The sequence below is a fragment of the Mycobacterium sp. BK086 genome (assembly GCA_004362315.1).
GTDB lineage: Bacteria > Actinomycetota > Actinomycetes > Mycobacteriales > Mycobacteriaceae > Mycobacterium.
The window spans coordinates 337060-362972 of record SNWL01000008.1; the positions used below are offsets into that span (position 1 = coordinate 337060).

30 protein-coding genes are annotated in these 25913 nt (G+C 67.2%); 20 read left to right on the forward strand and 10 right to left on the reverse strand.

Annotated features, from left to right (window positions below):
* Positions 1-4: 4 nt before the first annotated feature.
* The 8 genes from EV580_RS28055 to EV580_RS28090 all read left to right on the forward strand — a co-directional run bounded on the left by EV580_RS28055 (position 5) and on the right by EV580_RS28090 (position 7586).
* Positions 5-400 carry a nitroreductase/quinone reductase family protein gene (locus EV580_RS28055; RefSeq protein ID WP_133695578.1) on the forward strand — a complete coding sequence of 132 codons (396 nt, stop codon included), beginning with the start codon at positions 5-7 and terminating at the stop codon, positions 398-400.
* 81 nt (positions 401-481) lie between these two features.
* Positions 482-1798: a glutamate-1-semialdehyde 2,1-aminomutase gene (gene hemL / locus EV580_RS28060; RefSeq protein WP_133695580.1), complete on the forward strand. Its 1317-nt coding sequence runs from the start codon at positions 482-484 to the stop codon at positions 1796-1798.
* Positions 1799-1821: 23 nt separating this feature from the next.
* Positions 1822-2403, forward strand: a complete 582-nt coding sequence (locus tag EV580_RS28065) for a histidine phosphatase family protein (protein ID WP_133695997.1) — start codon at positions 1822-1824, stop codon at positions 2401-2403.
* Entirely contained in the window at positions 2400-2996 is a 597-nt protein-coding gene (locus EV580_RS28070; protein ID WP_133695581.1) for a TlpA disulfide reductase family protein, read from the forward strand. The genes EV580_RS28065 and EV580_RS28070 overlap by 4 nt, the downstream gene beginning before the upstream one ends.
* The gene (locus EV580_RS28075; RefSeq protein ID WP_133695583.1) at positions 2993-3763 is read left to right on the forward strand and encodes a cytochrome c biogenesis CcdA family protein; all 771 of its coding nucleotides are present in this window, start codon (positions 2993-2995) and stop codon (positions 3761-3763) included. Before EV580_RS28070 ends, EV580_RS28075 begins: the two co-directional genes overlap by 4 nt.
* Positions 3764-3810: 47 nt before the next feature.
* Positions 3811-5331: a cytochrome c biogenesis protein ResB gene (gene resB / locus EV580_RS28080; protein ID WP_133695999.1), complete on the forward strand. Its 1521-nt coding sequence runs from the start codon at positions 3811-3813 to the stop codon at positions 5329-5331.
* A gap of 31 nt (positions 5332-5362) precedes the next feature.
* A complete protein-coding gene (ccsB, locus tag EV580_RS28085) occupies positions 5363-6337 on the forward strand; it encodes a c-type cytochrome biogenesis protein CcsB (protein WP_133695585.1) in 975 nt (324 codons plus the stop codon).
* Between the two features lie 76 nt (positions 6338-6413).
* Complete coding sequence (locus EV580_RS28090; protein ID WP_286171894.1) at positions 6414-7586, forward strand: MinD/ParA family ATP-binding protein; 1173 nt, start codon at positions 6414-6416, stop codon at positions 7584-7586.
* On the opposite strand, the gene EV580_RS33940 is transcribed toward EV580_RS28090, so the two are convergent.
* A complete protein-coding gene (locus EV580_RS33940) occupies positions 7583-7744 on the reverse strand; it encodes a hypothetical protein (protein ID WP_166654923.1) in 162 nt (53 codons plus the stop codon). The two genes, EV580_RS28090 and EV580_RS33940, sit on opposite strands and share 4 nt — an antisense overlap.
* 47 nt (positions 7745-7791) lie before the next feature.
* Between EV580_RS33940 and EV580_RS28095 the strand changes: the two genes are divergently transcribed.
* Positions 7792-8115, forward strand: a complete 324-nt coding sequence (locus EV580_RS28095; RefSeq protein WP_133695587.1) for a DUF4229 domain-containing protein — start codon at positions 7792-7794, stop codon at positions 8113-8115.
* Here EV580_RS28095 and EV580_RS28100 read toward each other — a convergent pair.
* The gene (locus EV580_RS28100; RefSeq protein WP_133695588.1) at positions 8112-8981 is read right to left on the reverse strand and encodes a 1,4-dihydroxy-2-naphthoate polyprenyltransferase; all 870 of its coding nucleotides are present in this window, start codon (positions 8979-8981) and stop codon (positions 8112-8114) included. The genes EV580_RS28095 and EV580_RS28100 overlap by 4 nt on opposite strands.
* A gap of 624 nt (positions 8982-9605) precedes the next feature.
* Between EV580_RS28100 and EV580_RS28105 the strand changes: the two genes are divergently transcribed.
* The 7 genes from EV580_RS28105 (at position 9606) to EV580_RS28135 (ending at position 15642) form a co-directional block, all read left to right on the forward strand.
* Complete coding sequence (locus EV580_RS28105; RefSeq protein ID WP_133695590.1) at positions 9606-10700, forward strand: hypothetical protein; 1095 nt, start codon at positions 9606-9608, stop codon at positions 10698-10700.
* Positions 10701-10708: 8 nt separating this feature from the next.
* A complete protein-coding gene (locus EV580_RS28110; protein WP_133695591.1) occupies positions 10709-11299 on the forward strand; it encodes a MarR family winged helix-turn-helix transcriptional regulator in 591 nt (196 codons plus the stop codon).
* Between the two features lie 41 nt (positions 11300-11340).
* Positions 11341-12117 (forward strand): S-methyl-5'-thioadenosine phosphorylase, encoded by a 777-nt coding sequence (locus EV580_RS28115; protein ID WP_133695593.1) that lies wholly within the window; start codon positions 11341-11343, stop codon positions 12115-12117.
* Positions 12114-13145, forward strand: coding sequence for an NAD-dependent epimerase/dehydratase family protein (locus tag EV580_RS28120; protein ID WP_133695595.1), 1032 nt, complete (start codon positions 12114-12116; stop codon positions 13143-13145). Before EV580_RS28115 ends, EV580_RS28120 begins: the two co-directional genes overlap by 4 nt.
* 175 nt (positions 13146-13320) lie before the next feature.
* Entirely contained in the window at positions 13321-13908 is a 588-nt protein-coding gene (locus EV580_RS28125; protein WP_133695597.1) for a peroxiredoxin, read from the forward strand.
* A 1-nt stretch (position 13909) separates the two neighbouring features.
* Positions 13910-14443, forward strand: coding sequence for an alkyl hydroperoxide reductase AhpD (ahpD, locus tag EV580_RS28130; protein ID WP_133695598.1), 534 nt, complete (start codon positions 13910-13912; stop codon positions 14441-14443).
* Positions 14444-14517: 74 nt separating this feature from the next.
* Complete coding sequence (locus tag EV580_RS28135; RefSeq protein WP_133695600.1) at positions 14518-15642, forward strand: NAD(P)H-dependent flavin oxidoreductase; 1125 nt, start codon at positions 14518-14520, stop codon at positions 15640-15642.
* A 1-nt stretch (position 15643) separates the two neighbouring features.
* On the opposite strand, the gene EV580_RS28140 is transcribed toward EV580_RS28135, so the two are convergent.
* The 3 genes from EV580_RS28140 to EV580_RS28150 are packed head-to-tail and all read right to left on the reverse strand — an operon-like array spanning position 15644 to position 18026.
* Positions 15644-16264: a TIGR03085 family metal-binding protein gene (locus EV580_RS28140; RefSeq protein WP_133695602.1), complete on the reverse strand. Its 621-nt coding sequence runs from the start codon at positions 16262-16264 to the stop codon at positions 15644-15646.
* A gap of 48 nt (positions 16265-16312) precedes the next feature.
* Positions 16313-17335, reverse strand: coding sequence for a sensor histidine kinase (locus tag EV580_RS28145; RefSeq protein WP_133695603.1), 1023 nt, complete (start codon positions 17333-17335; stop codon positions 16313-16315).
* Positions 17322-18026: a response regulator transcription factor gene (locus EV580_RS28150; protein ID WP_133695605.1), complete on the reverse strand. Its 705-nt coding sequence runs from the start codon at positions 18024-18026 to the stop codon at positions 17322-17324. Before EV580_RS28150 ends, EV580_RS28145 begins: the two co-directional genes overlap by 14 nt.
* 93 nt (positions 18027-18119) lie before the next feature.
* On the opposite strand from EV580_RS28150, the gene EV580_RS28155 reads away from it, so the two are divergent.
* From EV580_RS28155 to EV580_RS28170, 4 genes are read left to right on the forward strand one after another with little or no spacing between them, the layout of a single operon-like run.
* A complete protein-coding gene (locus EV580_RS28155) occupies positions 18120-18776 on the forward strand; it encodes a glycosyltransferase family 2 protein (RefSeq protein WP_208114669.1) in 657 nt (218 codons plus the stop codon).
* A gap of 17 nt (positions 18777-18793) precedes the next feature.
* Positions 18794-19450 (forward strand): TIGR04282 family arsenosugar biosynthesis glycosyltransferase, encoded by a 657-nt coding sequence (locus EV580_RS28160; RefSeq protein ID WP_133696004.1) that lies wholly within the window; start codon positions 18794-18796, stop codon positions 19448-19450.
* 1 nt (position 19451) lies between these two features.
* On the forward strand, positions 19452-20081 hold the full coding sequence (locus tag EV580_RS28165; RefSeq protein ID WP_133695606.1) for a methyltransferase domain-containing protein: 630 nt from the start codon (positions 19452-19454) through the stop codon (positions 20079-20081).
* The gene (locus EV580_RS28170) at positions 20078-21208 is read left to right on the forward strand and encodes a molybdopterin-dependent oxidoreductase (protein ID WP_166654924.1); all 1131 of its coding nucleotides are present in this window, start codon (positions 20078-20080) and stop codon (positions 21206-21208) included. Before EV580_RS28165 ends, EV580_RS28170 begins: the two co-directional genes overlap by 4 nt.
* Before the next feature lie 389 nt (positions 21209-21597).
* On the opposite strand, the gene EV580_RS28180 is transcribed toward EV580_RS28170, so the two are convergent.
* The 5 genes from EV580_RS28180 to EV580_RS28200 form a co-directional block, all read right to left on the reverse strand.
* Entirely contained in the window at positions 21598-22953 is a 1356-nt protein-coding gene (locus EV580_RS28180) for a hypothetical protein (protein WP_133695608.1), read from the reverse strand.
* Between the two features lie 100 nt (positions 22954-23053).
* Positions 23054-23455, reverse strand: a complete 402-nt coding sequence (locus EV580_RS28185; protein ID WP_133695610.1) for a TIGR03668 family PPOX class F420-dependent oxidoreductase — start codon at positions 23453-23455, stop codon at positions 23054-23056.
* The gene (locus EV580_RS28190; protein WP_133695612.1) at positions 23452-24321 is read right to left on the reverse strand and encodes an alpha/beta fold hydrolase; all 870 of its coding nucleotides are present in this window, start codon (positions 24319-24321) and stop codon (positions 23452-23454) included. Before EV580_RS28190 ends, EV580_RS28185 begins: the two co-directional genes overlap by 4 nt.
* Before the next feature lie 40 nt (positions 24322-24361).
* Positions 24362-25507 (reverse strand): o-succinylbenzoate--CoA ligase, encoded by a 1146-nt coding sequence (menE, locus tag EV580_RS28195; protein ID WP_208114670.1) that lies wholly within the window; start codon positions 25505-25507, stop codon positions 24362-24364.
* Positions 25508-25557: 50 nt separating this feature from the next.
* Positions 25558-25860, reverse strand: coding sequence for a DUF3349 domain-containing protein (locus EV580_RS28200; RefSeq protein ID WP_133695615.1), 303 nt, complete (start codon positions 25858-25860; stop codon positions 25558-25560).
* Positions 25861-25913: the final 53 nt, after the last annotated feature.

A 25913-nucleotide genomic window follows, 5' to 3' on the forward strand; every position in this document is an offset into this window, starting at 1 on the left:
AGACATGGCCTACCTCAAGCCTCCGTGGTTCACCGTCAAGGTGTTCAACAAGATCGCGATGGCCACCGGCGTCTCGGGCACCGAGACGCTCACGGTGACGGCCCGCGCCAGCGGGCAGGAGCAGAAGATCCCGGTGATCACCGTCGACGTCGACGGCGTCCGACACCTGGTGTCGACGCGGGGTGAGTCGCAATGGGTGAAGAACGTGCGGGCCAACCCGGTGGTGACGCTGGACACCAAGGTCGGCTCAGTGCGGTTCACCGCCGCTGAGCTGCCGGTTGCCGAGCGCGGGCCGGTGCTGGCGGCCTACCGCGCCAAGGCGGGAAAGACCGTCGACGGCTACTTCGCCAAGCTCCCCGACCCCGCCGACCACCCGGTTTTCGGCCTCGAACCGGTGTGAGTCGGGTCGGCCGCTGGGGGAGAACCCGGACTCCTACACCCTGTAGTTGACCATCCCCGGCTGCCTGGGACACTGGTGGCCATGAACAGCACCGATCAGGCCGCCTCGACCGCGGCGTCGGCCAGGCTGTTCGCCGACGCCTGCGAGGTCATCCCCGGTGGAGTGAACTCCCCGGTCCGGGCCTTCAACTCCGTCGGCGGCACGCCCCGCTACATCACCTCGGCCAACGGCTACTGGCTCACCGACGCCGACGGCAATCGCTTCATCGACCTGGTCTGCTCGTGGGGCCCGATGATCCTGGGCCACGCTCACCCCGCTGTCGTCGAGGCCGTGCAGCGCGCCGCCGCCGATGGGCTGTCGTTCGGTGCGCCCACCCCCGGCGAGACCGAGCTGGCCGCCGAGATCATCGCTCGGATGCAACCGGTCGAGCGGGTGCGGCTGGTGAACTCCGGCACCGAAGCCACCATGAGCGCGGTGCGCCTGGCCCGCGGCTTCACCGGCCGGTCCAAGGTCGTCAAGTTCTCCGGGTGCTACCACGGCCACGTCGACGCCCTGCTGGCCGACGCCGGCTCCGGTGTTGCGACGCTGGGCCTGCCGTCGTCTCCGGGTGTCACCGGCGCCACCGCCGCCGATACGATCGTGTTGCCCTACAACGACATCGCCGCCGTCGAGGAGTCGTTTGCGGCGTTCGGTGACACCATCGCCGCGGTGATCACCGAGGCGTGCCCGGGCAACATGGGTGCGGTTCCGCCGCTGCCCGGCTACAACGCCGCACTGCGGCGGATCACCGCCGAACACGGCGCCCTGCTGATCATCGACGAGGTGATGACCGGCTTCCGGATGAGCCGAAGTGGTTGGTACGGAATCGATCCCGTCGACGCCGACCTGTTCACCTTCGGCAAGGTGATGAGTGGCGGCCTGCCCGCGGCCGCGTTCGGTGGCCGCCGCGATGTGATGGAGCGCCTCGCCCCGCTGGGCCCGGTGTACCAAGCCGGCACCCTGTCGGGTAACCCGGTGGCGGTGGCCGCCGGGCTGGCCACCCTGCGCAACGCCGACGATGCCGTGTACGCCGCGCTCGACGCCAACGCCGACCGGCTGGCCGGTCTACTCTCCGACGCGCTCACCCAAGTCGGTCTGGCCCATCAGGTTCCGCGGGCGGGCAACTTCCTGTCGGTGTTCTTCACCGATACGCCGGTCACCAACTTCGCCGAGGCGAAAGCCAGTGAGACGTGGCGGTTCCCGGCGTTCTTCCACGCGCTGCTCGATGCCGGCGTCTACGCACCGCCGAGTGCCTTCGAAACCTGGTTCGTCTCAGCCGCTCTCGACGACGCGGCCTTCGACCGGATCGCCGAGGCCCTCCCGGGTGCGGCCCGCGCGGCCGCGGAGGCCAAACAGTGAGCAACCGCACGATCGTCCACGTGATGCGTCACGGCGAGGTGCACAACCCGGACGGCATCCTCTACGGCCGACTGCCCGACTTCCACCTCTCGGACCGTGGCCGCGCGCAAGCCGAAGCGGTGGCCGGCTGGCTGGCCGCTCGCGACATCGCCTATGTGGTGGCCTCACCCCTGGAGCGGGCGCAGGAGACCGCCACGCCGATCGCCGCCCATCACGGCCTGGTTGTCGACACCGACGACGAACTCATCGAGTCGGAGAACATCTTTCAGGGCGAGCGCGTGTCCCCGGGCGACGGCGCCCTGCGCGACCCACGCAACTGGTGGCACCTGCGTAACCCGCGCACACCGTCGTGGGGCGAGCCGTATCGCCAGATCGCTGACCGGATGGAGCGGGCGCTGGGCCGGGCCCGCGTCAAGGGGGCCGGTCACGAGGCGGTCTGCGTCAGCCACCAGCTACCCGTCGAAACCCTGCGACGGGCGATGACGGGCGCCAACCTGCATCACTTCCCGACCCGGAGACTGTGCAACCTGGCGTCGCTGACCTCGTTCTACTACGACGGGGATGACTACATCGGCTGGGGATACACGGAGCTAGCCGGGCGGTGAAGCGGCTGTTGGTCCTCCTGGTGGCGGCAATGGTGTTGGCCGGCTGCTCCACCGGTGACGACGCCGTCGCCCAGGGTGGCACGTTCGAGTTCGTCGCTCCGGGCGGCAAGACCGACATCGTCTACGACCCGCCGGCCAGCCGCGGGACGCCGGGGCCGATCTCCGGTCCGGAGCTGATGGACCCGTCGAAGACGTTGTCGCTGAAAGACTTCGAGGGCAAGGTCGTCGTCATCAACGTGTGGGGCCAGTGGTGCGGACCGTGCCGGTCCGAGATCACCCAGCTGGAGAAGGTCTACAACCAGACCCGCGACTCGGGCGTGGCATTCCTCGGAATCGACGTGCGGGACAACGACATCACCGCACCGCAGGACTTTGTCACCGACCGCAAGGTCACGTTCCCGTCGATCTACGACCCCGCGATGCGCACGATGATCGCCTTCGGCGGCAAGTACCCCGCGACGGTGATCCCATCGACAGTCGTGCTCGACCGGGAACACCGGGTGGCCGCGGTGTTCCTGCGCGAACTGTTGGCCGAGGACCTGCTGCCGGTGGTGCAGCGACTTGCGGCCGAGCCGAAACCGGCTACGCCATGACCGGTTTCGCGCAGACCGCCGCCGCGGGCCCGCTGCTGCTGGCCCTGGGCATCTGCGTGCTGGCCGGGCTGGTGTCGTTCGCGTCGCCGTGCGTGGTTCCCCTGGTGCCCGGTTATCTGTCTTATCTCGCGGCCGTCGTCGGCGTCGACGACACCGCCGGACCGGTCGCACTGCGCACCCAGCGCCTACGGGTGGCCGGATCGGCGCTGCTCTTCGTGGTCGGCTTCACCGCGGTGTTCGTCCTCGGCACCGTGGCGGTGCTGGGCATGACCACCTCCCTGATCACCAATCAGCTTGTATTGCAACGGGTCGGGGGCGTGCTGACCATCGTCATGGGCCTGGCGTTCATCGGCTTCATCCCGGCGCTGCAGCGCCAGGCGCGCTTCACGCCGAAAAGGCTCGCCGGCGTGGCGGGCGCGCCGCTGCTCGGCGCGGTGTTCGGGCTGGGGTGGACCCCCTGCCTCGGCCCGACGCTGACCGGGGTGATCACGGTCGCGTCAGCCACCGACGGCGCCAGCGTCGCGCGCGGTGTGGCGCTGGTGATCGCCTACTGCCTTGGCCTCGGTATCCCGTTCGTCGTGCTGGCACTCGGATCGGGTTGGGCGGTCAACGGATTCGGCTGGTTGCGCCGTCACACCAGGACCATCCAGATCATCGGGGGTGTGCTGCTGATCGCCGTCGGCCTGGCCCTGGTGACCGGGCTCTGGGCCGATTTCATCTCCTGGGTGCGCGACGCCTTCGTCTCGGACGTGAGGCTGCCGATTTGAGATCCGTTGTCACACTGATCCGCACCCTCTGGCGCGCGCTCACCTCGATGGGTACCGCGCTGGTGCTGCTGTTCCTGCTCGCCCTTGCGGCCGTACCCGGCGCGCTGCTGCCGCAGCGCAGCCTCAACGAGTCCAAGGTCAAGGAGTACCTCGCCGAGCACACCGTCATCGGTCCGTGGCTGGATCGCCTGCAGTTGTTCGATGTGTTCTCCAGCTTCTGGTTCACCGCCATCTATGTGCTGCTGTTCATCTCGCTGGTGGGCTGTCTGACGCCGCGGATGGTCGAGCACGTCAAAAGCCTTCGCGCAGTGCCGGTGCCGGCCCCGCGCAACCTGTCCCGGCTACCCAAGTACGCCATCGCCGAGGTCACCGGGACCCCGGAACACGTGGCTGCCACGATCACGCGGCGCCTCAAAGGCTGGCGACGGGTCACCCGCGAGACGGACGGGGTCACCGAGATCTCGGCCGAGAAGGGCTACCTGCGCGAGTTCGGCAATATCGTCTTCCACTTCTCCCTGCTCGGCCTGCTGGTCGCGATCGCGGTCGGCAAGCTGTTCGGCTACGAGGGCAACGTCATCGTCGTCGCGAACGGCGGCCCCGGCTTCTGCTCGGCGTCGCCTGCCGCGTTCGACTCGTTCCGGGCGGGCAACAGCGTCGACGGCACCTCGCTGTATCCGATGTGCCTGAAGGTCAACGACTTCCAGGCCCATTACCTGCCCAGCGGGCAGGCACTGTCGTTCGCCTCGGACATCGAGTACCAGGCCGGCGATGACCTGGCGAGCGGCACCTGGCGGTCTTACCGCCTCGAGGTCAACCACCCGCTGCGCATCGGCGGAGACCGGGTGTACATGCAGGGCCACGGTTACGCCCCGACCTTCACCGTCACCTTCCCGAACGGCCAGCAGCGCACCCAGACCCTGCAGTGGCGTCCCGACGACCCGATCACGCTGCTGTCCTCCGGTGTGATCCGCGTCGACCCGCCCGGCGGGATGTACCCCGACGCCACCGAACGACGCAAGCATCAGCTCGCGATCATGGGCCTGTTCGCGCCCACCGCCCAGCTCGACGGAACCCTGCTGTCGTCGAGCTATCCGGCGGCCAACGACCCCGCGGTCGCCATCGACATCTACCGCGGCGACACCGGGCTGGATACCGGCCGCCCGCAGTCCCTGTTCACCCTGGACCCGCGGCTGATCGAGCAGAAGCGGCTCACCAAGGTCAAACGCACCAACCTCAAGCAGGGCGAAGAGGTCAAGCTCGACGACGGCACCGTGGTGCGGTTCGACGGTGCGACGCCGTTCGTGAACCTGCAGGTCTCCCACGACCCAGGTCAGGTATGGGTGCTGGTGTTCGCGATGTCGATGATGGCCGGGCTGGTGATCTCGCTGATCGTGCGGCGGCGCCGGGTGTGGGCCAGGATTGTCGCGGCAGAAGGGCAGCCCGGTACGGTAAACGTCGAGCTAGGCGGTTTGGCTCGCACCGACAACTCGGGGTGGGGCAGCGAGTTCGAGAAGCTCACCGAGCGGATGTTGGCGGACGCGCCGGAGCCGTCGAAGGAGAAAGTGTGAACGTCAAGCGAGAAGCGAAGCGGGATCGCGCATGAACACCGAGCACGTCGATATCGGACTGGCCCGTTACTCGGACTGGGCTTTCACGTCGTCGATCATCGTTCTTGTCGGCGCGCTGCTACTACTGGCCGTCGAGCTCGCCTACAGCCGCGGCCGCAAGGTCGAGGCGCGCGAGCTCGTCGGAGCGGGTGTGGCCGCCGACAGTGACCGCCCCGGAGTCGTCGTCGACAAGCCACGAGCCTCCGCCGACGAACGCATCGGCAAAGCCGGCCTGTCACTGGTCTACGTCGGCATCGCGCTGTTGTTCGCCTGCATCGTGTTGCGCGGGCTGGCCACCTCCCGGGTGCCGTGGGGCAACATGTACGAGTTCATCAACCTGACCAGCTTCTGCGGTCTGGTCGCGGCCGCGATCGTGCTGCGCAAGCCGCAGTACCGCGCGCTGTGGGCGTTCGTGCTGCTGCCCGTGCTGATCCTGCTGGCCGTCTCTGGCAAGTGGCTGTATTCCAACGCCGCCCCGGTGATGCCCGCGCTGCAGTCCTATTGGTTGCCGATCCATGTGTCGGTGGTCAGCCTCGGCTCGGGTGTGTTCCTGGTCGGCGGCGTGGCGAGCATCTTGTTCCTGCTGAAGATGTCGCCGCTGGCGGCCCCCGAGAGGGACGGCGCGCTCGCCCGAATCGTGCAGCGCCTGCCCGACGCCCAGACATTGGACCGAATCGCTTACCGCACCACGATTTTCGCGTTCCCGATCTTCGGATTCGGTGTGATCTTCGGCGCGATTTGGGCCGAAGAGGCCTGGGGCCGCTACTGGGGCTGGGACCCCAAGGAGACGGTCGCCTTCATCGCCTGGGTGGTGTACGCCGCGTATCTCCACGCCCGCTCGACCGCAGGCTGGCGGGACAAGAAGGCCGCGTGGATCAACGTCGTCGGCTTTGTCGCGATGGTCTTCAACCTGTTTTTCATCAATCTGGTGGTGACCGGTCTGCACTCCTACGCCGGAGTGGGCTGACCCGACGTTGCGCTAGGGTCGGAAGGACACCCACGAAAACACCCAACCCGAAACGAAATGTCAGGGGGAAGTGCCCGTGTCCAATCCTGCGCCCCGTCAGGGCCACGAATTGACTGATGCGACAACGGTGTTCCGCACCGAACAGCGGTTCACCGACCCTGCGACCGCGACGTCGCAGCCCGAACCGGACTGGCTGGCCCCGACGCCACCCATCGGTATCCCGCTGGATCCGCTGCCGGCCGGAGCTCCGTTGTTCAACCAGTACGTGACCGAACACCCGCCGTCATACCGGCCCGAAGTGCCCTCGACGCCGTATCCGGATCTGTCGACCAGCGCGCTGCTGCGACAGGTCAAGCCGGCGCCGACCGATGGCTGGCGCAGGTGGCTGTATCTGGTGTCGGGCAAGCTGATCAATGTCGGCGACGGCCCGCGCGCGGCGCGCCAGCACGCTCTCACCACGCAGGTGAACCGCCCGCTGCCGGGGTGCTACAAGATCGCACTGCTATCGCTGAAGGGCGGTGTCGGCAAGACGACCATCACCGCCACTCTCGGCGGCACGTTCGCCACGATCCGGGGCGACCGGGTGGTGGCGGTCGATGCCAATCCCGACCGCGGCACATTGAGCCAGAAGGTTCCGCTGGAGACCCCCGCCACCGTCCGTCATCTGTTGCGTGACGTCGACGGCATCCAGCGCTACAGCGACGTCCGCGGCTACACCTCGCAGGGCCCGAGCCGGCTGGAAGTGCTGGCGTCCGACAACGACCCCACCGTCTCCGAGGAATTCAGCGCCGACGACTACGACCGGACGCTGACGGTGCTGGAGCGCTACTACAGCCTGGTGCTCACCGACTGCGGTCCCGGGCTTCTGCATTCGGCGATGGCCTCGGTACTGAAGCAGGCCGACACCCTGATCGTGGTCAGTTCGGGTTCGGTGGACGGCGCCCGCAGCGCGTCGGCGACGCTGGATTGGCTGGACGCGCACGGCCACGAAGATCTGGTCCGCCGGTCGGTATGCGTGGTCAACTCGGTGCGGCCGCGCGCAGGCAAGGTCGATATGCAGAAGGTCGTCGACCACTTCTCCCGGCGCTGCCGCGCGGTGTGCGTCGTGCCGTTCGACCCGCATCTGGAGGAAGGTGCCGAGATCGATCTCGAGCGGCTGAAGCCCAAGACCCGGGAGGCGCTGGTCCACTTGGCCGCGGTGGTGGCCGACGGGTTCCCCGCCACGGACACCACCGAGCGGTTCGGCTAGCGCGGGTTGTTGTCTCCGTGGCTCAGTCGCCACAGGAAGTCCGGATCGTCGTCGGGTCCGACGACCCTGGTCCTCGTCCGGGTCGACTGGGCGCGGATCGCACGCCAGCCGACATAGACGGCCACGGCGATGATCAGGACCACGAGCAGGTACAGCACGAAAACCTCCTTTGTCCGAATATACGCGCGTCGGTAGGCTCGGCGCCGTGTCGGACAATTCGGACAATCAGACCTCGGGCTCGGCGGCTCGCCTGGCCCGTGACGTCGTCATCTATACCCTCGCGCGGATCGCTTTGGTGGTCGCCCTCACGGCTGTGATCTATTACGTCGCGCAGCTGATCGGGATCCGCGAGTTCCCTCTGGTCGTTGCTCTGTTGTTCGCGATCGTCATCGCCCTTCCGTTGGGAATCTGGATCCTGGCCCCGCTGCGCAAGCGCGCGACCGCGAGTATCGCGCTGGTCGACGAGCGCCGCCGACGGGACCGCGAGCAGTTGCAAGCCCGGCTTCGCGGCACCAAACCGAAGGACTAGCCGAAGCTCAAGGCAAGGGCCACCGCGACGGACCACACCAGCATGGTCAGGCCGGTGTCGCGCAGGACCGGGATGAGTTCACGGCCCCCGAGGCCGCGACGCACCGGTCCGGCCGCGCGCAGCGCCAGCGGCGCCGCAACCAACCCGGCCGCGCACCACGGCGTCGCCAGCATCAGGACCAGCGTCAGCACTCCGGCCAGCGCGAGCAGCGACTGATAGAAGACCCGGGTGCGGCCATCGCCGAGGCGGACCGCCAGGGTCAGCTTGCCCGCCACCCGGTCGGTCGGGATATCGCGCAGGTTGTTGGCGACCAGCACTGCCGAGGACAACGCCCCGGTCGCAACCGCGAGGCTCAAGCCGACCCAGTCCACCCGCAGCGCCTGGGTGTACTGCGTGCCCAGCACGGCGACGAGCCCGAAGAACACGAACACCGCGATCTCACCGAAGCCGGCGTAGCCGTAGGGCCGCGAGCCGCCGGTGTACAGCCACGCCCCTGCGATACAGCCCACGCCGACCGCGATCAGCCACGGGGCGCTGACGACGGCCAGCGCCAGCCCGGCGACCGCACCCACGGCGAGGCTGACGATCGCGGCGGTCAGGACGGCGCGCGGTGTCGCCAGCTTGGAGCCGACCAGACGCAGCGGACCCGCGCGCTCGTCGTCGGTGCCGCGGATGCCGTCGGAGTAGTCGTTGGCGAAGTTGACGCCGACGATCAGTGCGAGTGAGACGGCAAGTGCCAGTAGCGCCTTCCACCACACGGCGGCGTGCAACCATGCCGCCCCGCCGGTGCCCGCGATCACCGGCGCCACCGCGTTGGGCAGGGTTCTGGGCCTGGCCCCTTCGATCCACTGCGCGATGCTCGCCATGACCGCAATCGTCGCACGCACCGGGTTCGGCGACGCCGGGGCGCAGGGCTGGCGGGGATCAGGGATTTGCTGGTTCCGCGTGATCCTGGCTCGCCGTACGTAGCTGCCGATCCTGGCAACTGACTGGACACTCGTTAGCCAGGTGTTGTGTCTGTCCCGATCCGAGCGGCGCGGGCCGCTGCTGAAAACGCCTCACCGGGAGCGATCGCCTTTGCCGATGGATCACGCGGCACGATTGCCGTGATCGATTAGCTGAATTAAGCATCTGCGTACGACGGCATGTCAGGAACAACTTGATTCAGCAAACTACCGATATCCGCATTACGGGTGGTAGGCGGTGGGTGGTGACAGGTATGCAAAAGTGTTCAGTTAATAAAAACTCCGGCGATAACAGGTTTCAGTCCGGATCTGGACTAGTTGCGGCCCTAAAACATTTAGGAGCACGATCTTGTTTGCTCTGGCGTTGAATTCAATCGCCCACCAGCGACTCTGCGAACTCCGGCGATTGCACGGGGCCCGGGGGTGCTGACGGACACGTAAGCACTTCTCTGAATGCATCCTTTTCTCAGATTCTCCTCAGCTACTGTTTGCCGCGTCCAAGTGAGTGCCTTGACGGGAGTAAACATGCACATAGCTGTGCGGTCCACCGTTGCGACCGGGGTAGCGCTGGTCGGAGCCAGTGCCATCGCGTTGTCACCGATTCAGCCAGTCGGTTCGGTCGCCCTGCCGTTGTCGGAAGTCAATGTCTCCGCTGCCGTTTCGAATGTTGCGGTGGAACTCGCCGCGCTGCCCAACCCCATCGCGCCATGGGTGGACGTGTTCACCGCGGCCGTCACCAACGCGGGTGTGCTCGGCTCCGCGTGGCTCGCCGACCCCGCACCGATCCTTCGCCAGACCGCGTCGAACTGGATCGGGTACGGCAAGATCGTCGCGACCGCACTCGGCGATGGAGCCAAGGCTGCGGTCGACTACTTCACGACGACCTTCCCCCAAGCTCTCCAGACCGCGTTCCAGCAGCTCCGCGACGGGAATCCGGCAGGGGCGGCATCGACCTTGAGTGACGCGGTCCTGGGCATCGTCTTGAACGTCGGGCTGCCGTTCTTCCCGGTTGTCGCGATCCCCGGTCAGATCACCACCAACCTCAACGCCGCAGTCCAGGCGGCGACGGGTCTCGAGTCGCTGCTCGGTCTGGTCCTCGGTGTGGTCGGGCCGGTCGGCGGCGTGATCCGGGCGACCGGTGACACTGCGCAGGCCTTCCTCGACGCAATCAATGACAAGGACTACTCGGCGGCCGCCCAGGCGTTCTTCGACCTCGGGCCGAACATCACGACCGCGATCATCAACGGCTACACGACCACTGACGGGACCCTGTACCCGGGCTTGCTCACTCCGCCGGATACCTCCGGCTTCAACCAGGGCCTCGTGTACTCGTTGCTGGTGTCGATTCCGCAGGCGATCGCCACTGCGATCGGTGCCCCGGCACCCAGCGGTGCGGCCAACCGGGCAGCCAAGTCGGCGGCCGCGGCCGAGTCTGCCGCGGCGCCCTCGGGCGTCGCCGGATCGGCGAGGACCGCGCGTGCCGGTGCGCCGCAGGCGAGCAGTAAGAAGGCCACCAAGGCCGACCGTGCTGCCGCAGGCGCCAAGAAGTCGACGGGCGCCAAGACGTCGACCGGAGCCAAGAGCGCACGGCCGCACCGCGGTGGTAGCGCAGCGGGGTAGACCACTCGATGCATCATGACGATGCGGATAGCGGGTCCTCTGCCCAATGGGTGGAGGACCCGCTGCCCGGGTATGAGTGGGAACCGAACGCCGGCAACGGTTTTCGCCCCGCGTACCAGCGGTATCTGAGTCTCGGCTTCGACGAACTCGAGGCCAGTGCGTGGCTGCATTTCGATTCGGTGGCCACAGCGCTGCAATCCGTCGTCAACCGCGGTCTGCTGCACCAACACAAGCTGAGCCTGGCCGACGTTCAGCTGCTGTCGCATCTGAAGAGCAACGGCCCCAGCCAGATGGGCGTCCTCGCCGAGATGCTGATGGTCACTCCCAGCGCCCTGACCCAGCAGACCCAGCGCCTGGAGCGGCGCCGGCTGGTGAGCCGGGAGGCGAGCAGTGACGACGGGCGACGGGTGCTGGCGACGATCACCAGGGAAGGCGTGCGGCTGACCACGGCCTCGCTGGAGACGTACGCCCGGTTGGTGCGCGCGCACTTTCTGGATGACTTGAGCAGACGGCAGATGATTGCTCTGGGTGACGGGTGCCGCCGGATCAGCGCCCGGCTGAGGGCGACCGATTCGGCACCTGATCTTACGGATCCCTGACGAGACGCCGGCTGCCACGCCCGATCCTTCACAATGGTCGAATGCTCGGAGTCATCGGCGGCAGCGGTTTCTACTCATTCTTCGGGTCCGACGCGCGAAGCGTGAACCTGGACACTCCATACGGTGAGCCGAGTGCGCCGATCACCGTCGGCCGAGTCGGTGATCATGAGGTCGCCTTCCTGCCGCGACATGGTCTGACTCATGAGTTCTCGCCGCACACCGTGCCGTATCGGGCCAACATGTGGGCGCTGCGCGCACTGGGAGTGCGACGGGTTTTCGGGCCGTGCGCGGTCGGCAGTCTCACATCGGAGCTGGGTCCCGGCGCGGTCGTCGTACCCGATCAGCTGGTCGACCGGACGCGAGGCCGCGCCGATACCTACTTCGACTCCGGCGGCATTCACGTCGGGTTCGCCGACCCGTACTGCCCGACACTGCGTGCGGTGGCCGCTGATCTGCCCGGGGTTGTCGACGGCGGCACCATGGTGGTGGTGCAGGGGCCGCGGTTCTCCACTCGAGCCGAGAGCCAGTGGTTCGCGCGCGAAGGGTTCACGTTGATCAACATGACCGGATATCCCGAGACTGTCTTGGCGCGTGAGCTGGAAATGTGTTATGCAGCAATAGCTTTGGTCACCGATCTGGATGCCGGCGTCGACCTCGGTGCTGGGGTGCGCGCCGTAGACGTCTTCGCGGAATTCGAGAAGAACATGGGGCCGTTCAAGAAGCTGGTGCTCGAGGCCATCGATCAGGTTCCTTCTGACCGTGCGTGCACACATTGCCTCGCCCATGATGGTGTCGAGTTGCCCTTCGACCTGCCATGAGGGTGTTGCTCACCGGCGCAGCCGGATTCATCGGGAGCCGGATCCGCGCCAGGCTTCAGGACGCCGGGCACGAGGTGGTGGCGGCCGACGTCATGCTCGATGCTGCTCATGGGCCGGCTGCCGTGTTGCCCGACGGCTGCCACCGGGTCGACGTGCGCGACGCGGATGCGTTGTCGCGTTTGATTTCCGGAATCGACGTCGTGTGCCATCAAGCGGCGGTGGTGGGTGCGGGAGTCAATGCCGCCGACGCGCCGTCCTACGCCTCACACAATGACCACGGCACGGCGGTGTTGTTGTCGCAGATGTACGCCGCGGGGGTCCAGCGGCTGGTACTGGCATCGTCGATGGTGGTCTACGGACAAGGCGGATACCGCTGTCCGGATCACGGAGCGGTCGAGCCGCTCGCGCGTACGCGCGCCGATCTGGACGCCGGGGTGTTCGAGCATCGGTGTCCGGTTGGCGGAGAAGAACTCTCGTGGCAGCTCGTCGGCGAGGAGGCTCCGTTGCGCCCGCGCAGCCTGTACGCCGCCAGCAAGGTGGCCCAGGAGCACTATGCGCTGGCGTGGGCGGAGTCGACGGGTGGCTCCGTCGTCGCGTTGCGCTACCACAATGTGTACGGCCCGGGCATGCCGCGCGACACCCCGTATTCCGGAGTGGCCGCAATATTTCGGTCGTCCCTCGAAAAGGGTGAACCCCCAAGAGTTTACGAGGACGGCGGCCAGATGCGTGATTTCGTCCACGTCGACGATGTCGCCGCAGCCAACGTCGCCGCCATCCAATCGGATGCGGGCGGCTTTCTGGCTGCCAACGTCTGCTCGGGCAAACCGATCTCGATCATGACCGTGGCCACCCGGCTGTGTGAGGCTCGCGGGGGAGCCGCCCCGGTGGTCACCGGCCAGTATCGCAGCGGCGATGTCCGCCACATCGTCGCCGATCCGACCCTGGCTGCCGAGTCGCTCGGGTTCCGGGCCGCGATCGATCCCGATCAGGGGTTGCGGAACTTCGCGTTCGAGCCGCTGCGTGCGTGACCCGCGCCACAGCCATTAAATCCCCTCTCTCCGTGGGTATTTGAACCGCGAGGACGGCGGTCCCCGGAACTGGTGACAATGGTCACCTTCCGGTGCCGAGGCCTGACCAAACGCCACCACGCCTGGCAGAATCTGGAATGGTTCCAATTTAGATATTCGAGGAGTGGTGATACCCATGGCGCTATTGACAATCGGTGATCAATTCCCGGCCTACGACCTGAAGGCGGTTGTCGGTGGTGACCTGTCCAAGGTCGACGCCAAGCAGCCCGACGATTATTTCATCCAGGTGACGAGCTCGGACAGCCCGGGGAAGTGGCGCATTATCTTCTTCTGGCCCAAGGACTTCACGTTCGTCTGCCCCACCGAGATCGCCGCCTTCGGCAAACTCAACGATGAGTTCGAGGACCGCGACGCGCAGGTTCTCGGAGTGTCGGTGGACAACGAGTTCGTGCACTTCCAGTGGCGGGCGCAGCACGAGGACCTCAAGAAGCTGCCGTTCCCGATGGTGTCGGATCTCAAGCGCGAACTGTGCTTGGCGACGGGCGTGCTCAATGCCGACGGTGTTGCCGATCGCGCGACCTTCATCGTCGACCCCAACAACGAGATCCAGTTCGTGTCGGTGACCGCCGGGTCGGTCGGCCGCAACGTCGACGAGGTGTTGCGCGTGCTCGACGCGCTGCAGTCCGACGAGTTGTGTGCGTGCAACTGGAAGAAGGGCGATCCGACGATCGACGCCGGTGAGCTTCTGGCCGAGGCGGTCTGACATGAGCATCGACGCCATCAAAGAGGCGTTGCCCGAGTACGCCAAGGATCTCAAGCTCAACCTGGGCAGCATCGCCCGTTCGACCGAGCTGACCGAACAGCAGTTGTGGGGCGCGCTGGTGGCGACCGCCGCGGCGACCAAGTCCGAGCAGCTGCTGCGCGAGGTCACCGAGGACGCTCTCGACGTGTTGTCCGAGGAGGCCTATCACGCCGCGCTGGGTGCCGCCGCCATCATGGGGATGAACAATGTGTTCTACCGCACCCGTCACCAGCTGGACGGCCGTTACGACGACTTGCGAGCGGGGCTGCGGATGAACATCATCGCCAATCCTGGTGTGGCCAAGGCAGATTTCGAACTGTGGTCGCTGGCGGTGTCGGCGATCAACGGCTGCGATCAGTGCCTGGCCGCCCACGAGAAGGAGCTCCGGGACGCCGAGGTGTCCCGCACGGTGATCTTCGAGGCCATCCGGCTCGCGTCGATCGTGGCCGGGGTGGCGCAGGCGCTGATAGCGACCCAGGCGCTGGCCACCGCCTGACCGGAGTTACGCGCTCGGCCCCCTTCTCAACCCGGTGGTTGGTCGGGAGGGGGGCTGAGCGCATACTGGGGCTCGTGAAGACCGAGATCTGCGACCAGTTCGGCATCGATTTCCCCTTGTTCGCCTTCAGCCACTGCCGCGATGTCGTCGCGGCAGTCACCAACGCCGGCGGCTTCGGCGTGCTGGGCGGCACCGCCTACACCCCAGATCAGCTCGACCAGGAACTCAGCTGGATCGACGAGCAGGTGAAGGGCAAGCCGTACGGCGTCGACATCATCGTGCCCGCCAAATTCGAGGGCAAGGGCGAGAACCTCTCGTTCGGTCAGCTCACCGAGCGCATCCCCGACGACTTCCGGGCGTTCATCGACGAGCTGCTGGCCGCCCACGATATCGACATCAGCGACCAGCCGCGGATGGCCGCATCGTCACTGAGTGGGGACACCGGCGCGAGCCTGCTCGAAGTCTCGCTGAATCATCCGATCAAGTTGATGGCCAACGCACTTGGCGTTCCGCCGGACTACATGATCGAGGCCGGCAAGCAGACCGGTATCCCGGTGGCCGCACTCGTCGGCGCCAAAGAGCACGCGGTCAAACAGGTCAATGCGGGCGTCGATCTGATCGTCGCGCAAGGCACCGAGGCCGGCGGGCACTGCGGAGAGGTGACGACGCTGGTCCTCATTCCCGAAGTCATCGAAGCCATCAAGCCGATCCGCGAGGTCCCGGTGCTGGCGGCCGGGGGGATCGTGACCGGCCGGCAGATGGCCGCATCGGTGGCGCTCGGCGCCGCGGGTGCGTGGACGGGATCGGTATGGCTGACCACGGAGGAGGCCGAGACCGCACCGCACACCGTGCAGAAGTTCTTGGCCGCGACGTCGCGGGACACGGTGCGATCGGCCGGACGCACCGGAAAGCCGTCACGGCAACTGGTTTCGGATTGGACCGATGCGTGGACGCCGCACGAGGGCGGTCGGCAGCCGCTGCCGTTACCTCTGCAGAACATGATCGCCGAGCCGGTGTTGCGCCGGATCGACAAGCTGGCCGAGGGCGGGCACCCGGGGGCGCAAGCTCTGGCGACCTACTTCGTCGGCCAGGGTGTGGGCCTGATGAACAAGGTCAAGCCCGCCCGTGAGGTGGTCCTGGAGTTCATCGAGGACTACCTGGCCGCCGCCGAGCGGCTCAGCAGGTCACTCGACGACTGATCTACAGACCCTTGGGTGCGGCCTGCACGGCCCGCACGACCTCCGGGTCGCCGCTGAAGTCGACGCGGGCCAGCCGCCCGGTGGAGAACAGCAGCAATTCCTCGGGTGCGCCGGTCACCGTGACGGCCGGGCCGTGTCCGGCGACCAGCAAGGTCTCCCCGTCCGGGGTGCGCAGTTGCACCCGGGCCGGCATCTTCGACAGGGTGAGCCGGGCCATCATCGACAGGGTGCGGCGCAGCCGGCCGGCCAGATCGGAATCCAGGCTCCGAGGTTCCCAGTTCGGCTGGGCGCGGCGGATGTCCTCATGGTGGATGAACATCTCGGCGACGTTGGCGACCGAGTCGACGAGCTTGAGCGGCGAATAGAGCGGCGGTCCGGCCGCCACCTTGCCCACCAGGGCGTCCCACTCGGTGTGCTCGGCCACGTCATCCTGCACCTTGGCGGTGTGGGCAGCGAAGCGGGGGATGAGGATGCCCGGTGCGGCATCGACGCGGTACTCGCGAACCATCAAGTGGGCAGCCAGGTCTCGGGCATCCCACCCCTCGCACAGGGTGGGGGCGTCCGGACCGACGTCGCGCAGAGCGGCGACCAGGGCGGCGCGTTCGCGCTGAGCTACCGACATCAATGTTCTCCCTTCGGACACCACAGACGGGTATCAGGCTACCGACAGCTAGCCGGCGTGCGGCAGACGGACCTCGAACCGAGCGCCGTGTTCGGTGTTGTGCGCCGACAGTGTGCCCCGGTGGGCCTGCACCAAACCTGCCGCGATCGCCAGACCGAGGCCAGATCCGCTCGGCAGTGACGAATCTTCGCGCGGGACACGGCTATTCGACCCGCGGTAGGCAATGTCGAAGACCCGGGGAAGGTCGGCCTCGTCGATGCCGACTCCGGTGTCGTCCACCCGGGCCCACGCCGCGTCGTCGTCCGTACCGAGCGCAAGCGTCACCGTCCCGCCGGCCGGGGTATGCGCAATCGCATTCGCCACCAGATTGGACAGCACCCGTACCAGTGCCCGGTCGCTGCCCATCACACGTACCGGCTCGGCGGGGACCGAGGCGGCCAGGCTGACGCCGGCGCGTTCGGCGGCGATCTTGTGGGCGGCGATGACGTCGTCGACGACCTCGTCGAGCGCCACTTTCTCATACGGGGCCTGCACCGCTCCGGCGTTGATCTTCGACATCTCGAACAGGTCGTCGACCATCTCGGACAGCCGAATTGATTCGTGTTCAATGTTTTTGGCCTGCACCCGGACTTCACCGTTGCTGACGACCCCGTCGGCGATGGCTTCGGCCAGGGCCCGGATGCCGGCCAGCGGGGTGCGCAAGTCATGGCTCACGAACGCCACCAGTTGTCGTCGGGACTGTTCGGCCATTCGCTCCGAATCGCGGATTTCCTTTTCCCACACGGTTCTTCGGGCCTGATAGCGGGCCAGCATGACCGCCGCGGGCACCGTCACGATCGCCACGATGAGCAGGACGATGGCAATCGAGGTGAACGTGCTGGTGATCATGAACCCGCTGGCGCCCAGGACTCCGGTCAGTGTCGCCAGGGTCGGGATCAGCACCAGCACCGCCATCGTCACGGTCATCGACAGCGACCGGGCCAGCCGAATCACCAACGCCCCCAGCAGGACAACGGGCAGCGAGCAGGCCAGCGCCAGTACCGCCATCCTGGCGAGTTCATGCGGGGGCATGGTGGCCTCCTCCGGCCTCGCCGAGCCACAGATACCCGCGGCCCCAGACTGTTTGGATGCGGTGATGCTCGCCGAGCTTGGCGCGCAACCGCTTGACGTGCACGGTGACCGTCGACAGGTCACCGAAGTCCCAGTGCCACACCATCTGCAGTAGATCCTCGCGGGAGAACACGGTGTCGGGGTGGGTCAGGAAGAACACCAGGAGTTCGAATTCGCGGTTGGTCAGACCGACCGGCTGGCCCGCGACGTAGACGGAGCGCGCGGCGGTCGACACTTTCAGCTCACCCACCGCGTACTCCAGTGGCAGCGCCGCCGCCGGAGCTGGCGATCGCCGCAACACCGAACGCACCCGCAGCGCCAGCTCGCGCGGACTGAACGGTTTGGTGAGGTAATCGTCGGCGCCGGCTTCCAGACCGGCGATGCGGTCGTCCTCTTCGCCGAGTGCGGTCAGCAGGATCACCGGCACGCTGTAGTCGCCGCCCTGACGCAGAGTGCGGCAAAGGGACAGACCGTCCGGTCCGGGCATCATCACGTCCAGCACCGCCAGGTCGATCCGTTCGGTACCCAGCACCCGTAGTGCCTCGGTGCCGTCGCCGGCAACGGTCACCTCGAGGCCGTCGCGCTCCAGGTAGCGGCGCACGACGTCACGGACGACGGTGTCGTCGTCGGCGATCAGGACCCTGGGCGTCATAGCTCAACACCGTAACCAACAGCGGCCGCCACCTGCGTCGATGTCATTGTTTTGTCATCCACTCGGACGGACCCGCGCGGTTAGGTTGGGTGCATGCCCGAGTGTGCCGTCACCGTGGTGCTGCCCTGTCTGAACGAAGCGGATTCCCTGCCCGCTGTTCTCGCTGCGATACCGGCTGGATATCGCGCCCTCGTGGTCGACAACAACAGCACCGACGGGACGGCCGAGGTTGCCCGACGCCACGGTGCCGATGTGGTCAGCGAAGCACGGCCGGGCTACGGCTCGGCTGTGCACGCCGGTGTGGTCGCCGCGCAGACACCCGTCGTCGCGGTGCTCGACGGTGATGGTTCGCTGAACCCGGCCGATCTGCCGCGCCTGATAGGCGAATTGGAGCGTGGCGCCGACATGGTGACGGGTCGTCGCCGGCCGGCACGTGGCCTGAAGTGGCCCTGGCATGCGCGGCTGGGCACCGCCGCCGTGTGCTGGCGGTTGCGCAGCCGGCACGGTCTGGCGGTGCATGACATCGCACCGATGAGGGTGGCCAATCGTGCTGCGTTGCTGGCGCTCGGGGTTGCCGACCGCCGTTCGGGGTATCCGCTCGAATTACTGGTCCGAGCCGCGGCCGCAGGTTGGCGCGTGGTGGAGGTCGACGTCGATTACGGTCCGCGCACCGGCGGGAAGTCGAAGGTCAGCGGATCGGTGCGAGGAAGTCTCACCGCTGCCGTCGACTTCTGGAAGGTCATCTCGTGACAGACAGTCCGGGCCGAATGCCGGTCACCGCGTTGGTGGTGGCCAAGGCGCCGGTGCCGGGACTGGCGAAGACCCGACTCGCGGCGACGCTCGGTGACCGCCGCGCCGCTGACATCGCCGCCGCGGCCTTGCTGGACACCCTCGACGCGGTGGCCGCTACGCCGGTCACGCATCGGGTGGTGGCGATGACCGGCGATCTCGCTCGGGCCTGCCGTGCCGGGGACATCCGTGACCGACTGAGCGCGTTCACTGTGATCGGCCAGCGCGGCGACGGCTTTGGCGACCGCCTGGCCAATGCCCACGCGGACGCCGCCGCGGCCACGTCGCACCAGCCTGTCCTGCAGATCGGGATGGACACCCCGCAGGTGAGCGCGGACCTGTTGACCGACTGTGCCCGCGAGTTGCTCGCTGTGCCAGCCCTACTCGGGATGGCTCGCGACGGCGGCTGGTGGGTGCTGGGGGTCGCTGACGCCGCGGCCGCTGAATGCCTGCGGAATGTCCCGATGTCACGGTCCGACACGGGCGCCGTAACGCTGGCCGCCCTCCGGCACACACAGATATCTGTGCACCTCGTCGAAGAGCTTCACGATGTCGACACCGTCGACGACATACCACCCGTCCGTGCGGCCTGCCGATCATCGAGCCGGTTCGCCCAAGTCACCCAAGGGGTTTGACATGCTGGGACAGCTCTACGATCGGGCGTTGACAGGTGAGCGATGTTGGCTGCGCCATGACGACGGCGCTGTGCATCGCCTTCCGGTGCACAGCTGGCTGGGCGGCCACGGCGCCGATACCAAGTTCGACGCCGCAGTGGTGGCGATGTGCGACGGGCCGACGATCGACTTGGGTTGCGGTCCAGGGCGTTTGGTGGCCAACCTGGTCCAGCGGGGGATTCCCGCACTGGGGGTCGACCAGTCGGCGACGGCGGTGCGGCTCGCGCGGCACAGCGGGGCCCCCGCCCTGTTGCGCGATGTCTTCGAGCCGCTGCCGGGCACCGGCCGTTGGCAGACTGTGCTTCTCGCCGACGGGAACGTCGGCCTGGCCGGCGACCCGCGCAGGATCCTGCAGCGGGCCGGTGAGTTGTTGCGGGCCGGTGGTCACTGCGTGGCGGAGTTCGATCCGGGCACGGTTGGTGTGCAAACCAGGTGGGTGCGGCTGGAATCGTCGCGCAGCGTCGGGCCGTGGTTCAGATGGGCGTCGGTGGGCGTCGACTGTGCGGCGGCACTGGCCGAAGAGGTCGGGTTGGCCGTGGCCGGGTTTCACTCGATCGGGCATCGGGTCGTGGCGACCCTCGCGCTGAGATGACGCCGCGGTCGGGGACGAACGGCCACGTGGGCTTGCGTGGCACCGCTGTGACGGCCCGGGTCGGCCTCGCCCTGGGCGTCGCGGTGACGATCTGCTTCGTCACGGGGCTGATCAGTCACTTCATCCAGCACCCTGCGCCGTGGTTCTTCTGGCCCACCCGGCCGGTGTGGCTGTACCGGGTGACGCAGGGGCTGCATGTGATCTCCGGAATCGCTGCGATCCCGCTTCTACTCGTCAAGCTGTGGTCGGTGTACCCCAAGCTGTTCGAACGCCCCATCATCGGCGGGCTGACCCGTCAGATCGAGCGGGCTTCGATCCTGGTTCTCGTGGGCTCCATGATCTTTCAGCTGTCCACCGGCCTGATGAACATTGCCCAGTGGTACGCGTTCAAATTCTTTTTCACCACCAGCCACTACGCGATGGCCTACGTGGCGGCCGGTGCCGTGCTCGTGCACATCGGTGTCAAACTCCCGGTGATCCGGCGGGCACTCGGCGAACCACTGGAGCCCATTCCGGCTGGTGTTGTCAACGAGGGACCGAGCCGGCGCGCCGTGCTGCACGGTACCTGGATCGCCGTCGGGGTGGCGACGATCCTGACTGCGGGGCAGACGATTCCGTGGCTGCGCCGAGTCTCACTGCTGGCACCGCGGTCAGGGGACGGTCCCCAGGGTGTCCCGGTGAACCGCTCGGCGTTCGCTGCCGGTGTACTCGGCAGCGCACCCTCGCCCGACTACCGGCTGACCGTCACCAACGGCGACACCGTGAAGACATTCAGCGTTCAGGAACTGGCAGCCCTGCCCCAAGTCACACACCAGCTGCCCATCGCCTGCGTCGAAGGCTGGAGCGCCAATGCCGAGTGGACCGGAGTGGTCCTCGCGGACCTGATCAAAACAGTTGGGGCCGAACCGGACTCCGACGTCCGGATGATCTCGCTGGAACCACCCGGCCCCTATTCCCGCACGGTGTTGCCGGCCCGCCACACCCGCGACGCGCAGACCTTGATCGCGCTCAAAGTCAACGGTCAGACCCTCGACCTCGACCATGGCTACCCGTGCCGACTGATCGCGCCGACGAGACCGGGTGTGCTGCAAACGAAGTGGCTGTCGCGTATCGAGGTTGTCGAATGACCGCCGTGCGGGTGTTCTTGATGATAATCGGGATCGCCGTGGGCGCCTATGGTGTGATGTTGGTGATGGACAACACGACCGAGGTCATCATCCGCATCGTGACGTGGGCATTGATCGGTGTGCTGCTGCACGATGCGGTGTTTGCACCCGTCTGCGTGGCGTTGGGGTTCGCGGGCCGTCGCGTCTTGCCGCACAAATGGTGGACACCGGTCCTGGTGGCCGCCTTGACCACGGTGGTGCTGGTACTGCTGGCCATCCCGGTATTCGACAAGCCGGGCCAGCACCTGGACAACCCGAGTGTGCTGGACCGAAATTATGAAGCCGGCTTCTGGATAGCGCTGGGCGTGGTCTGGGGCGCTGCGCTGCTGTATCTGGTCGGTGACCGGGTGCTACCAGTTCGTCAGGATGAAGTGGTTGAGAGCCAGGGCGCCGATCACGTTGAGGCTCAACCACCATCGTTGAGCCCGGACGGGAAGCAGGGCGCCGGCGGCAGTGAGCCAGACCTCGAACGGTAGCCAGATCCGTTCCGTTTCGGCCTTGGACAACATCGACAGATCGGCGAACACGATCGCGATCAGCGCGGCCAGGACGAGCAGGTGTAGTCCAGAGCGCCGTTTGATCGCCGCGATGTCGAACACCCGCCCGATGCCGGCGACGGTGCCCAGGCCGACCGCGCACACCACCGACGCGAAATTGGCCCAGCTCCAGTACTGGAATGGCCGGTTCAGGGCGATGCCCTGCCAATAGCGCTGCTGCACAAGTGTGTAGCCGTCGAACCACCAGAATCCAGCGATGGCGAACACGCCGACCACGGCGAGCGCACCCAATGCCGCGGGAACCAACGTACGAACGGCATCGCGCCAGGACGCCGCGCAGATCAGGACCGCCAGCGCGGGAATGGCCATCAACGCCAGGCCGTAGTTGAGGAAGATCGCCCAACCCAGCACCAGCCCCGCCGCCACAGCCGCCGGCATCGGCCAGCGCACAGTTCGGCGAACGGCCAAGGCCAGCAAAGCAATACCCCACGCAGCGACTCCGGCGAAGTAGCCATCAGCGGAGACCGCGATCCAGATCGCGGTCGGGGCCACCGCGACGAACGGCGCTACCAACCGGGCTGTTCCTTCGTCGCTGAGGGCTCGCACGGCCACCAGTACCGCAGCCGCGGCCGACGACCCGAACAGCAGGCACCACAGGCCGGCCCAGGCGCCGCCGCCCAGCCCGATCCGGTCCAGCCAGACGAACGTCAGGAGCGCGCCGGGAGGGTGGCCGGAGACGTGGGTGATCCACGAATTCGGCTGGAAATCAAGGATTCGGCTGGCAAACGTGCGCACGGCTTCGGGAATGTCGGTGATCGTCGGCACCTGATTCAGGTACTCGTGGCGGGCGGTGAGCCGCCCCGCGAAACCGCGCTGCCAGCCGTCGATCATCGCCAGCGCGAAGGCCCACGACAACGACGTCGCCCACACCGTCAGCGTCAGCGCCCGCCACGACAGGCGATTGGCGATCGACGCTCCCCACACCACGACGGCGGCGCCGATCAGGATCGCCGGAATCGTGCCCCAGCCGACGTGGGCGTTCCACCAGCCGAAGATGGGCGCGGTGTCGGCGAAGCTCTTGATCTGTTCGGGGGTGCTGTTGATCAGCGGAGTGACGATGCCGAGGTGAAGGTGCGGCACGACGAACGCCGCGACAACCAGGACAACTCCGACGGTTACCGCGATCGCTTCCTTGCGACCGATGCTCACAACTCTCCAGCGTACGGGCGGTCAGCCGCATTCCGGTCGCGAGATCGGCACCAGGGCTGTGGAATCGCGAGATTCGCAGCCGTGAGGTCGATTTCGGCGCCTAGCAGCCCCAGGACGACCATTGATCGACGTCCACCGCGATCACCGGGCCATCCAGCGGAACATACTGATACTGAGGGTATTTCGCACGCAGCAACTCGTAACCACGCTCGCAGGCCGATCCGTTGTGATGGATCGTGGCGATGCCGTCGGCCCGCACCCACCACAGCTGCGACCAGTCGTCGTCATAGTGGTCGACAAGGATGCTCACCCGCGGGTTGGCCTCGATATTGGCCAGCCGCCGGAGGCGTTGGGTGGTCTTCGGCTTACCGTCCACCGCGGTGTAGACGGATCCCTCGGCGACGGCGAAGACGATAGGCACCAAGTGCGGGGGGCCATCGGGAGTGACGGTGGCCAGCCTGGCGACCGTGGCGGTCGCGAAGCGGTCGGCCGCGGCGCTCACGCCTGGGTGGCGGGCTGTTCGATATCCGCGCCCACCGTGGTGGACATGAAGTCGTCGATCAGGTCGACCACGTCGCTGGGGCACTCGGCCTGCGGGAAGTGCCCGACACCGGGCAGGACCTCGAGTCGGACGTCGGGGCGCGCCTCGGCGGCGGCGTAGGCGTGCTCGACGGGGATGATGGCGTCCTGATCGCCCCAGATGACCATGACCGGCATCTCGGCGATGTGCAGTCGGTTCAACGCGCTGACGGCCTGCCCGCGGTAGTCGACCACCGCGCGCAGCGTGCGGATGAACGCCTGCCGGGTCTCGGCATCGGCGAAGGAGCTGTAGGCGCTCCAGATCTCCCCGCCGCGCGGCGACCGGATGCCCATCTTGCCGAACAGCGAGCGCACGCGTTCACCGGCGCTCAGCACCGGTGGGGGCGCGATGATCGGCATGATCAGCTCGGCTCCGGGTGCCGACAGCAGCCGCAGCGTCCAGCCGACGTCCGGGCCGAGGCCGCCGCTGTTCATCAGGATCAGTCGGCGGCAGTAGTCGGGGTGCTGGTAGATGAATTGCATCGCGATCCCGCCGCCCAGCGACTGTCCGACGACGGTGACCTGGGATATCCCGAGCTCGTCGAGGAAGTCGCGCAGTGACACCGCGAACGCGCCGAGTGAGTAGTCGCTGCGTGGTTTGGCCGAATTGCCGTGGCCGAGCAGGTCGGGTGCGATGACGCGGTACTTGCGGGCCAACGGCCGCAATACCCGCCGCCAGGTCTGCGAGCTACCGGCCATGCCGTGCAGCAGCAGGATCACGTCGCCCTGGCCTTCGTCCAGGTAGGCCACCCGGTTGCCGTGGAGGTCGAGATACTTCAGCTCGTCCATTACTGTCCTGTCCCCTCTATGCGGCGGTGCAAACCATTGTTCACCAGCCGTAGCCGCCGGGTAGGTCACCGCCGTTGGCGAATCGCTCGCGTAGCGCGCGGCGATCCAGTTTGCCGATGCCGCGCCGCGGCAGCTCATCGACAATGTGCAGTTCGCGGGGGGCGGCCGTCGGGTCGAGCGACTCGCCGAGGTAGTCCCTGATGTGGTCGAGCGTCGGCTCGAGCGCGCCGGTGACAAGCACCACAGCGGCCGCAACACGCTCGCCGAGACGGTCGTCCTCGATGCCGAACACCGCGCAGTCGGCGATGGCCGGATGCCGGGACAGGACGGCTTCGACCGGCGTAGGCATCACAGTCAACCCGCCGGTGCTGATCGCTTCGTCGACCCGCCCGAGAACCCGCAGCGCGCCGTGCTCGTCGAGGGTGCCGAGATCGTCGGTGCGGAACCAACCGGGTTCGTCGAAGGGGTCAGGGTCCGGCCGGTTGCGGTAACCCAGCGCGAGGGTCGGTCCGCCGATGACGATGCGTCCTTCGCCGGGCTGGGCGCCGTCGTCGAGCCGGATCGTCACCCCGTCCAGCGGCACCCCGTCGTAGACGCAGCCGCCTGCGGTCTCGCTGGAGCCATACGTGCGGACCACCGCGATCCCCGCGGCCGCCGCGCCGTCCAGCACCGGCCGGGGGGCGGGACCACCGCCGAGCAGCACCGCGTCGAGTTCCGCCAGAGCCGCGGTGGCCTCGGGGTCGAGCAGTGCCTTCGCGAGCTGGGTGGCGACCAGCGAGGTGTAGCGGCGCCCGGAGCCGAGTTGTGCGATGGCTGTAGGCAATTCGGTGGGATCGAAGCCAGCGGACACGTCCAGCTCGACCGGCACGGTGCCGGCCTGCAGGCTGCGTACCAGAACCTGGATGCCGGCGATGTGGTGGCTCGGCAGTGCGAGCAGCCAGGTGCCGGGGCCACCGAGGCGGTCGTGAGTGGCCGACGCGCTCGCGACCAGTGCCGCGGGGGTGAGCATCGCGCCCTTGGGGGTTCCGGTCGTGCCCGACGTCGACACCACGAGTGCGACGTCGTCGGCGATCTCCTCACCGACCCGCAAAGACGTTGTCAGCAACTCGCTTTCACGCAAGTCGCCGGCCGGGATGGGAACCAGAGGTGCGTCACGTCCGTCGAGGACGCCATCCAAGGCAGCCATGACTGACTGCGCCGACGGGCCGGGCGGGATGGCGAGCGCTCGCAGAGTGGTTATTCGACGTCCTCACTGTCTCGTGGATCATCAAGCGGCCAGCCGAAAGCCGCGAGCTTGTCGTGAACCCGGTCGATGTCGTCTGGGGTAGGCAACGCATCGGTGATCTCGGTGATCAGTACCCCGATGTCGATGTGGTCGAACGCGCCGCGGTCGAGAAGCGCGGTGGCGACGGCGATGACCTCTTCGTCGCTCAAACGTCTGCGGAGCAGCGCCAGCAGCGGCACCTGGTCGGGATGCGGAACCCCGTCCGGGTAGCCGGCCTTGATCCAGGCCACGATCTTGGTGAGGAATTTGGTCACCGCGGCATCTCCCTGGCGGGGGCGTGTGGACGCCCAGTGGAATACCCAGATGG

What these genes read in the sequence shown, in the direction of transcription:
- EV580_RS28075 (WP_133695583.1), top strand. Translation starts at nt 2,993, where the DNA reads ATGACCGGTTTCGCGCAGACCGCCGCCGCGGGCCCGCTGCTGCTGGCC.
- EV580_RS28140 (WP_133695602.1), bottom strand. Translation starts at nt 16,264, where the DNA reads ATGTCGGTAGCTCAGCGCGAACGCGCCGCCCTGGTCGCCGCTCTGCGC.
- EV580_RS28115 (WP_133695593.1), top strand. Translation starts at nt 11,341, where the DNA reads ATGCTCGGAGTCATCGGCGGCAGCGGTTTCTACTCATTCTTCGGGTCC.
- EV580_RS28190 (WP_133695612.1), bottom strand. Translation starts at nt 24,321, where the DNA reads ATGGACGAGCTGAAGTATCTCGACCTCCACGGCAACCGGGTGGCCTAC.
- EV580_RS28065 (WP_133695997.1), top strand. Translation starts at nt 1,822, where the DNA reads ATGCGTCACGGCGAGGTGCACAACCCGGACGGCATCCTCTACGGCCGA.
- EV580_RS28170 (WP_166654924.1), top strand. Translation starts at nt 20,078, where the DNA reads ATGACGCCGCGGTCGGGGACGAACGGCCACGTGGGCTTGCGTGGCACC.
- ccsB (WP_133695585.1), top strand. Translation starts at nt 5,363, where the DNA reads ATGAACACCGAGCACGTCGATATCGGACTGGCCCGTTACTCGGACTGG.
- EV580_RS28145 (WP_133695603.1), bottom strand. Translation starts at nt 17,335, where the DNA reads ATGCCCCCGCATGAACTCGCCAGGATGGCGGTACTGGCGCTGGCCTGC.
- EV580_RS28160 (WP_133696004.1), top strand. Translation starts at nt 18,794, where the DNA reads ATGCCGGTCACCGCGTTGGTGGTGGCCAAGGCGCCGGTGCCGGGACTG.
- EV580_RS28100 (WP_133695588.1), bottom strand. Translation starts at nt 8,981, where the DNA reads ATGGCGAGCATCGCGCAGTGGATCGAAGGGGCCAGGCCCAGAACCCTG.
- EV580_RS28155 (WP_208114669.1), top strand. Translation starts at nt 18,120, where the DNA reads ATGCCCGAGTGTGCCGTCACCGTGGTGCTGCCCTGTCTGAACGAAGCG.
- EV580_RS28125 (WP_133695597.1), top strand. Translation starts at nt 13,321, where the DNA reads ATGGCGCTATTGACAATCGGTGATCAATTCCCGGCCTACGACCTGAAG.
- hemL (WP_133695580.1), top strand. Translation starts at nt 482, where the DNA reads ATGAACAGCACCGATCAGGCCGCCTCGACCGCGGCGTCGGCCAGGCTG.
- EV580_RS28105 (WP_133695590.1), top strand. Translation starts at nt 9,606, where the DNA reads ATGCACATAGCTGTGCGGTCCACCGTTGCGACCGGGGTAGCGCTGGTC.
- EV580_RS28055 (WP_133695578.1), top strand. Translation starts at nt 5, where the DNA reads ATGGCCTACCTCAAGCCTCCGTGGTTCACCGTCAAGGTGTTCAACAAG.
- menE (WP_208114670.1), bottom strand. Translation starts at nt 25,507, where the DNA reads ATGGCTGCCTTGGATGGCGTCCTCGACGGACGTGACGCACCTCTGGTT.
- EV580_RS28165 (WP_133695606.1), top strand. Translation starts at nt 19,452, where the DNA reads ATGCTGGGACAGCTCTACGATCGGGCGTTGACAGGTGAGCGATGTTGG.
- ahpD (WP_133695598.1), top strand. Translation starts at nt 13,910, where the DNA reads ATGAGCATCGACGCCATCAAAGAGGCGTTGCCCGAGTACGCCAAGGAT.
- EV580_RS28120 (WP_133695595.1), top strand. Translation starts at nt 12,114, where the DNA reads ATGAGGGTGTTGCTCACCGGCGCAGCCGGATTCATCGGGAGCCGGATC.
- EV580_RS28110 (WP_133695591.1), top strand. Translation starts at nt 10,709, where the DNA reads ATGCATCATGACGATGCGGATAGCGGGTCCTCTGCCCAATGGGTGGAG.
- EV580_RS28150 (WP_133695605.1), bottom strand. Translation starts at nt 18,026, where the DNA reads ATGACGCCCAGGGTCCTGATCGCCGACGACGACACCGTCGTCCGTGAC.
- resB (WP_133695999.1), top strand. Translation starts at nt 3,811, where the DNA reads ATGGGTACCGCGCTGGTGCTGCTGTTCCTGCTCGCCCTTGCGGCCGTA.